This window comes from Actinacidiphila glaucinigra (assembly GCF_035918135.1).
In the GTDB taxonomy this organism is placed as follows: domain Bacteria; phylum Actinomycetota; class Actinomycetes; order Streptomycetales; family Streptomycetaceae; genus Actinacidiphila; species Actinacidiphila glaucinigra.
The window spans coordinates 3,731,834-3,743,781 of sequence record NZ_CP109144.1 but is presented as its reverse complement, the minus strand read 5'-3'; the positions used below and the strand labels follow the sequence as shown (position 1 = coordinate 3,743,781).

General features: G+C 71.8%; 11 protein-coding genes. 5 read left to right on the top strand and 6 right to left on the bottom strand.

Annotated features, from left to right (window positions below):
* The first annotated feature begins 82 nt into the window (after nt 1-82).
* From OIE69_RS16385 to OIE69_RS16370, 4 genes are all read left to right on the top strand, one after another.
* Nucleotides 83-856, top strand: coding sequence for an isoprenyl transferase (locus OIE69_RS16385; protein ID WP_018561388.1), 774 nt, complete (start codon nt 83-85; stop codon nt 854-856).
* A 439-nt stretch (nt 857-1,295) separates the two neighbouring features.
* Nucleotides 1,296-2,615 (top strand): PhoH family protein, encoded by a 1,320-nt coding sequence (locus OIE69_RS16380; protein WP_089224262.1) that lies wholly within the window; start codon nt 1,296-1,298, stop codon nt 2,613-2,615.
* Nucleotides 2,616-3,012: 397 nt separating this feature from the next.
* Nucleotides 3,013-3,681: an aggregation-promoting factor C-terminal-like domain-containing protein gene (locus OIE69_RS16375; protein WP_326572668.1), complete on the top strand. Its 669-nt coding sequence runs from the start codon at nt 3,013-3,015 to the stop codon at nt 3,679-3,681.
* 112 nt (nt 3,682-3,793) lie between these two features.
* The gene (locus OIE69_RS16370) at nt 3,794-5,113 is read left to right on the top strand and encodes an AI-2E family transporter (RefSeq protein WP_326572667.1); all 1,320 of its coding nucleotides are present in this window, start codon (nt 3,794-3,796) and stop codon (nt 5,111-5,113) included.
* 332 nt (nt 5,114-5,445) lie between these two features.
* On the opposite strand, the gene OIE69_RS16365 is transcribed toward OIE69_RS16370, so the two are convergent.
* A complete protein-coding gene (locus tag OIE69_RS16365; RefSeq protein WP_326572666.1) occupies nt 5,446-5,982 on the bottom strand; it encodes an alkyl hydroperoxide reductase in 537 nt (178 codons plus the stop codon).
* Between the two features lie 2 nt (nt 5,983-5,984).
* Nucleotides 5,985-6,539 carry a peroxiredoxin gene (locus OIE69_RS16360; protein ID WP_326572665.1) on the bottom strand — a complete coding sequence of 185 codons (555 nt, stop codon included), beginning with the start codon at nt 6,537-6,539 and terminating at the stop codon, nt 5,985-5,987.
* A 309-nt stretch (nt 6,540-6,848) separates the two neighbouring features.
* Here OIE69_RS16360 and OIE69_RS16355 point away from each other — a divergent pair, with 309 nt between their 5' ends.
* Nucleotides 6,849-7,751 carry a hydrogen peroxide-inducible genes activator gene (locus OIE69_RS16355; RefSeq protein ID WP_326572664.1) on the top strand — a complete coding sequence of 301 codons (903 nt, stop codon included), beginning with the start codon at nt 6,849-6,851 and terminating at the stop codon, nt 7,749-7,751.
* 18 nt (nt 7,752-7,769) lie between these two features.
* Here the strand turns inward: OIE69_RS16355 and OIE69_RS16350 are convergent, their stop codons facing one another.
* The 4 genes from OIE69_RS16350 to OIE69_RS16335 form a co-directional block, all read right to left on the bottom strand.
* Nucleotides 7,770-10,160: an FtsX-like permease family protein gene (locus tag OIE69_RS16350; protein ID WP_326572663.1), complete on the bottom strand. Its 2,391-nt coding sequence runs from the start codon at nt 10,158-10,160 to the stop codon at nt 7,770-7,772.
* Nucleotides 10,157-10,822, bottom strand: a complete 666-nt coding sequence (locus OIE69_RS16345; protein ID WP_392567661.1) for an ABC transporter ATP-binding protein — start codon at nt 10,820-10,822, stop codon at nt 10,157-10,159. The genes OIE69_RS16350 and OIE69_RS16345 overlap by 4 nt, the downstream gene beginning before the upstream one ends.
* Before the next feature lie 17 nt (nt 10,823-10,839).
* Nucleotides 10,840-11,364 (bottom strand): PadR family transcriptional regulator, encoded by a 525-nt coding sequence (locus tag OIE69_RS16340; RefSeq protein ID WP_326572661.1) that lies wholly within the window; start codon nt 11,362-11,364, stop codon nt 10,840-10,842.
* A gap of 69 nt (nt 11,365-11,433) precedes the next feature.
* Nucleotides 11,434-11,874 carry a hypothetical protein gene (locus OIE69_RS16335; protein ID WP_326572660.1) on the bottom strand — a complete coding sequence of 147 codons (441 nt, stop codon included), beginning with the start codon at nt 11,872-11,874 and terminating at the stop codon, nt 11,434-11,436.
* Nucleotides 11,875-11,948 lie beyond the last annotated feature (74 nt).

Genomic DNA, 11,948 nt, shown 5'->3' with positions numbered 1-11,948 from the left:
ACGGCCTCGCACCCGGTTCGGCGGCCCGCAGACGGGCGCAGTAGGGTGGCGAGGGGGTGACGACCGCAGGAGGGGCCCGCCAATGAATCTGCGCGACCTGGTACGTCTGAGGTTGACCGACCTGTACGCCCACCGTGTGGAGCGTCGTCTCGACCTCGCCCAGGCCCCGAAGCACATCGGCGTCATCCTCGACGGCAACCGCCGCTGGGCCAAGGCTGCCGCGCGCACGACCGAGCAGGGCCACCGGGCCGGCGCGGACAAGATCACCGAGGTCCTCGGCTGGTGCGAGGAGACCGGCGTCGGGGTCGTGACGCTGTGGCTGCTCTCCACGGACAACCTCGACCGCCCGGCGGAGGAGCTCGTCCCGCTGCTCGGCATCATCGAGGACGCGGTCAGCGGCCTCGCCGCGACCGGCCGCTGGCGCGTCCACCACGTCGGCGCGAAGGACCTGCTGCCCGCCCGCACCCAGTCCGTCCTCAAGGAGGCGGAACAGGCCACGGAGGGCGTCGAGGGCATACTCGTCAACGTCGCCGTGGGCTACGGCGGCCGCCAGGAGATCGCCGACGCGGTCCGCTCCCTCCTCCACGAGCACGCCGGCCGCGGCACCTCCATCGAGGACCTCGCGGAGATCCTCGACATCGACCACATCGCGGAGCACCTCTACACCCGCGGCCAGCCCGACCCCGACCTCGTCATCCGCACCTCCGGCGAGCAGCGCCTGTCGGGCTTCATGCTCTGGCAGAGCGCGCATTCGGAGTACTACTTCTGCGAGGTGTTCTGGCCGGCGTTCCGCCGGGTGGACTTCCTGCGGGCGCTGCGCGACTACGCGGCGCGGCACCGGCGCTACGGGTCCTGAGCACGGGACCCCGGCTCCCGGGGTCACCCGAACGGCGGTACCGGGGAGAGACGCGCCACACCGTGGTCGCGGTGAACGGCGCAGGACGCGGTGGCCGGATTACGTCCCGGCTAAGGGCGCCGGAACGGACGGCGACGGGACGGCAAGGGTAGGGCCCGGGCCAACACCTGTCATATGCAGTCGCATAGGCCTCCACTTTCGAGGGAATAGACCCGTCAGACCGACATCCGGCCCATGGATGTCGGACAGAAGCGGACGGCACCTGGCCCGTCCGCCCGGGAGGCCCCTTGCTCACGGACGTGCCGTTGTCAACCCTTGACTCGGACGGCATTGACCGCGTCGACTCGAAGGGCCGCGGTCCGGCCCTTCTGGTCGGTCCCGGCCCTGTCCCGCGCGACGCCGTCGCACCCGCACCTCTTCCGAGGGGGTTCGTCCACACGTGGTGACCAGCAAGAATCGCCGTGAGCACGACCGGCGCACTTACGTACTCGACACCAGCGTGCTGCTTGCCGACCCGCATGCCCTCCTCCGCTTCGACGAGCACGAGGTGGTCCTGCCGGTCGTGGTGGTGACCGAGTTGGAAGCCAAGCGCCACCACCCCGAGCTCGGCTACTTCGCCCGCCAGGCGTTGCGGCTGCTCGACGAGTACCGGATCCGGTACGGGCGGCTGGACGCACCCATCCCGATCGGCGAGCTGGGCGGCACCCTGCGCGTCGAGCTCAACCACTCGGACCCGGGCGTGCTGCCCGCGGGGTTCCGGCTGGGCGACAACGACTCGCGGATCCTCGCGGTCGCCCGGAACCTCCAGGCCGAGGGGTACGACGTCACCGTCGTCTCCAAGGACCTGCCGCTGCGCGTCAAGGCCTCCTCCGTCGGCCTGCTGGCCGAGGAGTACCGGGCCGAGCTGGCGATCACCTCCGGGTGGACGGGCATGCACGAGCTGCAGGTCGCCGCCCAGGAGGTGGACGAGCTCTTCCAGTCGGAGACCGTCGACCTGCCCGATGTGGAAGGGCTGCCGGTGCACACCGGTCTGGTCCTGCAGTCCGAGCGCGGCAAGGCGCTCGGCCGGGTGACGGCCGACGGCCGGGTCCGGCTGGTGCGCGGCGACCGGGAGGCCTTCGGCATCCACGGCCGCAGTGCCGAGCAGCGGATCGCGCTGGACCTGCTGCTCGACCCGGACGTCGGCATCGTGTCGATGGGCGGCCGGGCCGGCACCGGCAAGTCGGCGCTGGCGCTGTGCGCGGGGCTGGAGGCGGTGCTGGAGCGTCAGCAGCACCAGAAGGTCATGGTCTTCCGGCCGCTGTACGCCGTGGGCGGTCAGGAGCTCGGCTACCTGCCGGGCTCGGAGGCCGAGAAGATGAGCCCGTGGGCCCAGGCGGTCTTCGACACCCTGGGCGCGGTGACGTCGAAGGAGGTCATCGAGGAGGTCGTGGCACGCGGCATGCTGGAGGTCCTGCCCCTCACACACATCCGGGGCCGCTCCCTGCACGACGCCTTCGTGATCGTCGACGAGGCGCAGTCCCTGGAGCGCAACGTCCTGCTGACCGTGTTGTCCCGTATCGGGCAGAATTCCCGGGTCGTCCTGACCCATGACGTCGCCCAGCGCGACAACCTGAGGGTGGGTCGGTACGACGGTGTGGTCGCCGTCGTCGAGAAACTCAAGGGCCACCCGCTGTTCGCGCACATCACCCTGACCCGCTCCGAGCGCTCGCCGATCGCCGCGCTCGTGACGGAGATGCTGGAGGACGGCCGGGCGTAACAGGCGAGTTGGACGGTCCGCTAGGCTGCTGCGCCGCAAGGGCGCAGCAGCCTAGCGCTGTCCGCGGAGGCTACGGATGCGTAACGGAAATTTCTGTGGCCCACGTGGCGTGTGAGCTTTGACACGCAACGGGGAATTGCGTTGACGCGTCCGGCTACGGCAGGCTGTCGGTTCTGTCAGGCCCCCGCCCTCGGCACACCCGTACCCGCAAACGTACGGAACCTCAGAACTGAACAGCGTTCGCCGTGGGCCGCCCGAGCTGAAACAGCGGACTCCCGCCCCGTCGGGGGAGCCCCACCGGGCCAGCGCTTCTGTGACCGGTGCAGTAGGAGCCAGTGCGAAGGGGCACGATCGCGTCCGCGAGGTCACCAAGCGGGCGACGCTGGAAGGAAACCGTGTGAGCCGGATCTCGGTCCGGGGATTCGCTGTGGCTTCGGCCACTGCGGTCACCACTGTGGGCGCCGTCGTCGGTGTCGCCTCCGGCAGCGAGGGCGTCGTACAGCCCGTCGCCGCCACCGATGCGCCGACCGTCCTCGCGGACATACCCGCGGGACAGCAGGTTCAGCAGGCTTCCCTGACCCAGCAGGTGCAGGCGCAGTCCGACGCCGCCGACGCCGGGGCCAAGAAGGCCGCGGAGGAGTCGGCCCGCAAGCAGGCCGCCAAGGACGCCTCCGCCCGCAAGAAGGCGGAGGAGAAGGCCGAGGCCGACCGCAAGGCCAAGGAGGCCTCCCGCGCCGCCGAGCGCGCCGCGCTGGTCGTGAAGGCCTCGTACACGGTCGCCGAAGTCCAGGCCATGGCGCAGGGGATCGTCGGCGACGCCTCCCAGTACCAGTGCTTCTCCAACATCGTCACCCGTGAGAGCGGCTGGAACTACACCGCGACGAACGCCTCTTCCGGCGCCTACGGCCTCGTCCAGGCCCTGCCCGGCACCAAGATGGCCTCCGCGGGCGCCGACTGGCGCACCAACCCCGGCACCCAGATCAAGTGGGGCCTCAACTACATGAACAGCCGGTACGGCAGCCCCTGCGGTGCCTGGTCGTTCTGGCAGGCCAACCACTGGTACTAGGCCGCCCGTCCACAAAACGCCGACGAGCCCCCGACCCCTTGAGGGATCGGGGGCTTGTTGCGCGTACGGTGGTGCGGTCGGACAGGCCGGGGGGCGGGGGACAGGGGAAGTGATGTCGGAGAAGCGCCAATGGGGCTCCGGGCTGGCGTCGGAGCTGGCCAAGCTCGCCGGGAGGCTGGAGGAGCAGCGCCGGGCCGCGGCCACGGGCGCCCGCGAGGAGGCCCGCCGCCAGGAGGAGCAGGTCGCGCGCCGGCACGTGCCGCGCGCCTCCGGCCCCGGCGACCCGGTCGCCCAGGTGCCGTGGAGCATGCGGGTCGCCGCTGAACTCGCCTGGCGGCTGCTGGTGCTGGCCGGCACCGTCTGGGTGCTGATGCGGGTGATCGGCACGATACAGCTGGTCGTCCTCGCCTTCGTCGCCGCGCTCCTGATCACCGCGCTGCTGCAGCCCTTCGTGGGCCGGCTGAAGCGGCTGGGGGTGCCGCGCGGGTTCGCCACGGCCATCGTCTTCATCGGCGGCTTCGTGATGATGGGCCTGGTCGGCTGGTTCGTGGTCTGGCAGGTCATGGAGAACGTCGACAACCTCTCCAACAGCCTCCAGGACGGCGTCACCGAGCTGAAGCGCTGGCTGCTCAACAGCCCGTTCCACGTGACCGAGGACCAGATCAACCAGATCGCCAAGAACCTCCAGGAGGCGATCGGCACCAACTCCAAGGCGCTGACCGACGCCGGGCTGCAGGGCGTCACCGTCGTGGTGGAGATGCTCACCGGCATCCTGCTGGCGATGTTCAGCACGCTGTTCCTGCTCTACGACGGCCGGAACATCTGGAACTGGTTCCTCAAGCTCTTCCCCGTGGCCGCCCGCGACGGGCTCGGCGGTGCCGGGCCGCGGGCCTGGCGCACGCTCACCCTCTACGTGCGCGGCACGGTGATAGTGGCCCTGATCGACGCCATCTTCATCGGCATCGGCATCTTCTTCCTCGGGGTGCCGATGGCGGTGCCGCTGGCCGTGATCATCTTCCTGGCCGCGTTCGTGCCGCTGGTCGGCGCGGTCGCCTCGGGCGCCATCGCGATGGTGGTGGCGCTGGTGACGGAGGGTCCGTTCACGGCGCTGATGGTGCTGGTCGTCGTCCTGCTGGTGCAGCAGATCGAGGGCCACATCCTGCAGCCGTTCATCCTGGGCCGGGCGGTGCGGGTGCACCCGCTCGGTGTGATCCTCTCGGTGGCGGCGGGTTCGCTCATCGCCGGGATCGGCGGGGCGGTCGTCGCCGTGCCGCTGGTCGCGGTCACCAACACCGTCGTCGGCTACCTGCGGGTCCACGCCCGGGAGTCGGCGATGGCCGACGAGCCCCCGCCGCACGGCGCGACGGCCGCCGAGGTGGCACCGGTCGGCGCGCCGGGGCTGCCCGACGGCGCGCCGGAGGGGACCGCCTGACGGCGTGACCACCCGGTGCCGCGGCCGCCCCTCGGGGCGGCCGCGCGTGCGTGCGCTCCCCGGGAATCGCACCGTGACCGGTGCAGGGGACGAGATGTTCGAGCAGCCGGGTGTGGCCAGGACCGCCCCAGCGGGTCAGGGCACTGGAGGCCGGCCTCGCCGACGCCCACGGCCCGGCCCGCGCCTTCGAGACGGCGTGGTCCCCTGGCGGCTGCTGCTGCAGTCCCCGCACTTCCCCCGGGCGGTGCACGGCGTCGAGCGCGGCTCGCCTGACGCGGGACGGCCGAAGGGCCCGGCCCCCGCAAGGGTGGCCGGGCCCCGTGGAGCACGCGTCACGCGGCGGCGAGGACCGCCTCGGCGTCCAGGGTCGCCGCGACCGCCTGCACGACGGCGGCGATCTTGAAGGCCTCCTGGACCGTCTCGCGCTCGACACCCGCCTTGCGCAGCACCTGCTCGTGCGAGTCGAGGCACATCCCGCAGCCGTTGATCGCCGAGACCGCCAGCGACCAGAGCTCGAAGTCGGTCTGGTCGACGCCCGGGTTGCCGATGACGTTCATCCGCAGACCGGCCCGCAGGTTGCCGTACTCCGGGTCCGACAGCAGGTGCCGGGTCCGGTAGTAGACGTTGTTCATCGCCATGATGGCGGCGGCGGCCTTGGCGGCCTGGTAGGCCTCCGGCGAGAGGTTCTCCCGGGCCTCGGGCTCCAGCGCGCGCAGCACGACGGCCGAGCGCGAGGCGATCGCGGTCGCCAGCACCGTGCCCCACAGCTGCTGCTGCGGGAGCTCGGAGTTGCCGATCACGGAGCCCAGGTTGAGCTTGAGGTCCTTGGCGTAGTCCGGCAGCGCGGACTTCAGCTCATCGAGCGCCACGGTCACTCACCGGCCAGCAGCTTGACGACGTCGAGGGTCTCGTCGCCCTTCTTCCAGTTGCAGGGGCACAGCTCGTCCGTCTGCAGCGCGTCGAGGACCCGCAGGACCTCCTTGGGGTTACGGCCGACGGAGCCGGCGGTCACCATGACGAACTGGATCTCGTTGTTCGGGTCCACGATGAAGGTGGCGCGCTGGGCGACGCCGTCCTCGCCGAGGATGCCGAGGTCGGTGCACAGCTCGCGCTTGATGTCCGACAGCATCGGGAAGGGCAGGTCGCGCAGGTCCTCGTGGTCCTTGCGCCAGGCGTGGTGCACGAACTCGGAGTCGACGGAGAAGCCGAGGATCTGCGCGTCACGGTCGGCGAACTCGTCGTTCAGCTTGCCGAACGCCGCGATCTCCGTCGGGCAGACGAAGGTGAAGTCCTTCGGCCACGCGAAGTAGACCTTCCACTTGCCCTCGTACGACTTGTGGTCGATCTGGGCGAAGGCCTTCTCGGGGTCGAGGTCCACACAGGCGGTCAGTTCGAACAGGGGGAACTTGTCACCGACGGTGAGCACGCACACTCCTAGTGAGGGTCGGGACCCGGGCGCGGGGTGGCCGCGGCGGTCCCTCGATGGGTCCCGATCACCCTGCCATGAGCCCACTGATCAGTGAAATCGTCCCGACGGGTCGCATTGATCGGTCCCTCTTATCGACCAGTGAGGTTACGGCGACCTGCTGCGCAGAGTGACCGGTGCCACAGGGGTGCGGGTGGCGGCCGGGATCCGGCGGCCATTGATCGCCCGCGCAACTAGACTGGAAGCGGTTGATCGGAGGCGGTTATCAGCAGTCAGCGCGCGAGCCGGCGCCAGCCCAGTCTGTCCCAGTTGCGGGCCTTCGCGGCGGTCGCCGAGCACCTGCACTTCCGGGACGCGGCCTCGGCGATCGGGACGAGCCAGCCGGCGCTGTCCGGGGCGGTCGCCGCGCTGGAGGAGACGCTCGGAGTGGTGCTCGTGGAGCGCACCACCCGCAAGGTGCTGCTGACCTCGGCGGGGGAGCGCGTCGCGGTCCGGGCGCGGGCGGTGCTGGAGGCGCTCGGCGACCTGCTGGACGAGGCGGAGGCGGCGCGCGCGCCCTTCACCGGGGTGCTGCGGCTCGGGGTGATCCCCACGGTCGCGCCCTATCTGCTGCCGACCGTGCTGCGGCTGGTCCACGACGCGTACCCGGAGCTCGACCTCCAGGTGCACGAGGAGCAGACGTCCTCGCTGCTGGACGGCCTCGCGGCGGGCCGGCTGGACCTGCTGCTGCTCGCCGTCCCGCTCGGTGTTCCCTCCGTCGCCGAACTGCCGCTCTTCGACGAGGACTTCGTCCTGGTCACCCCGCGGGACCACTGGCTGGCCGGGCGGATGGACATCCCCCGGGAGGCGCTGCGGCAGCTGGACCTGCTGCTGCTGGAGGAGGGCCACTGCCTGCGCGACCAGGCGCTGGACGTCTGCCGGGAGGCGGGCCGCACCGAGGGGGCCACCGCCACCACGACCGCGGCGGGACTGTCCACGCTGGTGCAGCTGGTGGCCGGCGGGCTCGGGGTGACGCTGCTGCCGAGGACGGCGGTCCCGGTGGAGACCGGACGCAGCGCGGACCTGGCTACGGGGTTCTTCGCCGACCCGGCGCCGTCGCGGAGGATCGCGCTGGCGATGCGCGCGGGCACCGCGCGCGCGGAGGAGTTCGAGGCCTTCGCCTCCGCGCTGCGCGGTGCCCTGAAACCGCTTCCGGTGCGGTTCGCCCGCTGACAGGCGAACCGCCCGGGGTCACTCGGTGCGCAGCCCGTCCGGCCGCATCATGCGCCACAGCGGCGGCAGGCTCAGCAGGGTGACCAGGACGACCACCCCCGCGCCGGCGCCCGTCATGACGCCCACGCTCGCCCAGTCGACGCGGGGGCTCTCACCCACCATCGTCCGCAGGACGGCGCCGAGACCGGCACCGCCGACGAGGGCGAGGACGAGCCCCAGGGCGACCGGCAGCGCGGTCTGCCAGAGCACCGACAGTCCGAGCACGGAACGCCGGGTGCCGAAGGCGACCAGGACGGCCAGCAGCCTCCTGCGCTCCCGCAGTTGCTCCAGCATGGAGACCAGCAGGCTGGCGCCGATCAGGGCCAGGGTCGCCGTGGCACCGATGAACAGCCCGCGCCGGATGGTCGTGAACTTGCGGGACTCGTGGGTGGCGGTCAGCGCGAAGACGCTGAGCGCGGGGTCGATCCGCGCCGCGGTGTTGCGGGCGTGTTCGACGGCGTCCGGGGATCCCGGGTCGGTCCGGAGCATGAGCCGGAGGCCGGGCGAGTGCAGTGCCGCCACGTCGAGGGCGGCGGGGGTGGCCAGCACACCCCACGTCTTGTCCCCGTCCGGCGAGACGCGGGACTGCGCCGTGCGGGCGTCGGCCGGGATGCGCCACGGCTGTGGCGTGCCGGTGTACTTGTCCGAGACCGGCGTGTTGAGGTCGAGCGTGTCACCGGGCTCGGCGAAGCTCATGTCGCCGTAGCCTCCGGGATCCTGGACCAGGAACACGTCGCCGTCGGCGCAGCCGGCCCCGACGCGGGCGAGTTCGCGCAGCGTCGGGCAGTCGCCCACGACAAGGGTCGTGTACCGGATGTCCTCGGACTTCAGCGTCGAGGCGTTCCCCTGCACGGCGTCGTCCTGGATGACGCCGAGCACCTCGCGGATGCCCGGGGTGTCGGCGAAGGCCTTCTCCACGCGCTGCGCCTCGGACCCGCTGTCGACGGTCTGCGTGATGGTGAGCTGGGCACGGTCCGGGTCGTCGCCGGTCGCCGTGACGAAGTCGCTCTGCACCCCCGTGAAGAGCGACTGGAGGGCGATCGCCCCCGCGACGGCGACGGTGACCCCGCTGACCATGCGGGCGGCGGCACTGCTGTCGAGCTGGACGCGCCGCGTGGCCAGCTGCCAGGGCAGCGGGCCGCCGCGGAGGCGGCCGACGACCGACTCGACCAGCCAGGGCAGTACGGCGGTGAGACCGACCAGCAGCAGGACCACGCCGGCGGTCACCTGGTAGGGGTTGACCGAGGTGGTCTGGGAGATGCTCCCGAACAGCGGAGCCAGCAGTCCGAGGCCCGCCAGCGGGATCAGCAGTCGCCACCACAGCCGCCGCTTCTGCGCGGTGGCCTTGCGCACCACGCCGAGCGGCTCGACGGCGATGCCGCGCATCGCCAGCAGGGTGACCGCGACCGCCGCGCCGGGAACCGCTATCGCCACGAGGGCCGCCAGCCCGGGACCGGGGGTGATGTCGGACGGGAAGACGCTGATGTCGTACAGCGTCACATCGGTCGAGAACTGCCGGGTGACCAGGAAGATCCCCGTGCCCACGACGAGTCCGAGCAGGGATCCGAACAGTGCCTCCCCGGCCGCGATCCGCCGGGTCATCCTGCTGTCCGCGCCGACCAGCCGCAGCGCGGCCAGCCGCCGGTCGCGGCGCTCGCCGCCGAAGCGGACGGCGGTGCCGATGAACACGGCCACCGGCATCAGCAGTACCACGACGATGATGACGACCAGCATGGTCAGTACGCCGCCCAGGGGCTCGGGCTTCGCCTCACCGCGCCCGAAGTACGGGATGCGGGTGGCGTTCCCGGTGGACCCGTCCTGGCTCCGCGCGACGAGCTTGTCGCTCCCCGCGTAGTAGGCCAGCTCGGCGGGCCCGAGCAGTCCCTGGTCGCCGATGACGCCGGAGATGCGGTAGTCCAGCCGTCCCCGCAGCAGCTTGCTGCCGGGCTGGTCGAGCAGCTTCTTCAGCGCGGGGGAGACCACCATCTCGCCGGACGCGGGCATCGCCTTGACGCCCGGCGGCAGCACCGGCCGGTCGCCGTCGGCCTTGAGGAGCAGACCGCGGATGCTGTCGTCGCGGAAGCTGGTGTCGGCCGAGGAGTACAGCACTGTGCTGGCGGTCTGCCTGGGCGGGTCGTTGAACCAGGAGTAGTCCCGCTCGTATCCCCGGTCGTTGCGGGCGCTCATCATGGCCGGCACGGCGGCCGCCAGCAGCAGCATCGCCACACCGAGCCCGACGCCGACCGCGGTGAGCAGGGTCCGGGTCCAGCCCTCGCGGCCGCCGGTCGCCGCGAAGCGGACGCCCAGGCCGAGGTCGCGGACCCAGGTGGCGAGGGTGCCGCCGTTCGGGGACGGGTCGGTGGTGCTCATGCCACCCTCTCCATGTCGCGGGACTTGCCGTCGCGCACGACAACCTCGCGGTCGGAGTAGGCGGCCACCCGCGTCTCGTGCGTGACGAGGACGACGGCGGCGTCGGTGTCACGGGCGGCGTCGGTGAGCATGCGCATCACGCGCTCGCCGTTGAGGGAGTCCAGGGCGCCCGTGGGCTCGTCGGCGAAGATCACCCGCGGGCCGGTGACCAGGGCCCGGGCGACGGCGACGCGCTGGCCCTGGCCGCCGGAGATCTCGCCGGGGCGCTTGCCCGCCAGTTCGCCGACCTCCAGCCGGGCCATCCACTCCGAGGCGCGCGCCTCGGCCTCCTTGCGCCGGGTGCCGCTCAGCCGCAGCGGCAGCGCCACGTTCTCCACGCAGGTCAGCTCCGGGACGAGCTGGCCGAACTGGAAGACGAAGCCGAACTCGCCGCGGCGCAGCGCGCTGCGCTCGGCGTCGGTCATCGCGGTCAGGTCGCGTCCCCGGTACAGCACGCTGCCGGAGTCCGGCCGGACGATGCCGGCCAGGCAGTGCAGCAGCGTCGACTTGCCCGAGCCGGACGGCCCCATGACGGCGACCACCTCCCCGGCGCGGATCGCGAACTCCGCGCCGTCCAGGGCAGGGGTCGGGCCGTACGCCTTGTGCAGGCCGACGGCCTCCATCAGGTTGTCCGTGGTGCTCACTCGGCTACCTCCGCCGCGAGTAGGTCGAGGCGGGCGGCGGTGAGCTCCAGCCACCGCAGGTCCGCCTCCAGGTGGAACAGGGCGTGGTCGCAGACGAGCTGGTCCGCGAGGTCGCCGTGTCGTTTGCGTTCGGTCAGTTCCCGCATCAGCCGCAGGTGCTCGGACCGCTGGGTGTCGAGCAGACCGGCGGCGCTGCGCCCGGTGAGCAGCGCGAGGACGACCTTGGTGTAGAGGGTGTTCTGCAGGTAGGGCTCGGGCTTCTCCGGCTGCGCGAGCCACTTCTCGACGTCGGTGATCCCGGCCTCGGTGATCGCGTACCGCTTGCGCTCCGGGCCGCCGCCGGGCTCGATGCCCTCGACCTCGACCAGCCCGTGCTTCAGCAGCCGCGCCATCGTCGAGTAGACCTGCCCGTAGTGCAGCGGGCGGTCGTGACCGAACTTGCCGTCGAATGCCCGCTTCAGGTCGTAGCCGTGGCGCGGGCCGGACTCCAGGAGTCCGAGCAGGGTGTGGCCGATGCTCATGACCGAGGACTCTACACGACGCGTATACCTACGGTGTATAGAACTTGTGCATAGTGATGCGCCGGTGACCTAACCCTTTCTGAACAGGCCTTTTCCCGGTTCGTACCCGAGACGGGCCTGATACGCGGTGGGCTCGCAGCCCGGGCCGTTCGGCTGCCACTTGTCGAGCGTGACGTCGACGCGCTCGTCCACCGCGGGCCCGGCCGCGGTCCCCGGGGTGTCCTGCGGGGTGCCGGTGAAGCGCACCGCGACCCGCTTCGGCCCGGCCGCCCCGGGCAGGTCCACGGCGAGCAGCATCTCCTGCCCGTCGCCCGTTCCGCTCCGCGAGCACACCGCGCCGGCGCACAGCCGGTAGGTCGTGCCGGGCTCCGTGTCGAACACGAGCCGCACCCCCGACCCCGCCCCGATGTCGGTGCAGTCGGGGCCGTCCACCCCCAGGACCCCGCAGCCCACCGCCGTCACCAGGGGTATGACGGCCCCCGCCCTCGCCCACAGTCTCGTCGTCCGCATGCCGATGGGATGTGCGCGGGGCCCGCCCGGTTCCGTCCCGGCCGGCGCGATGCAGCCCCGGGGCACGGACGGAC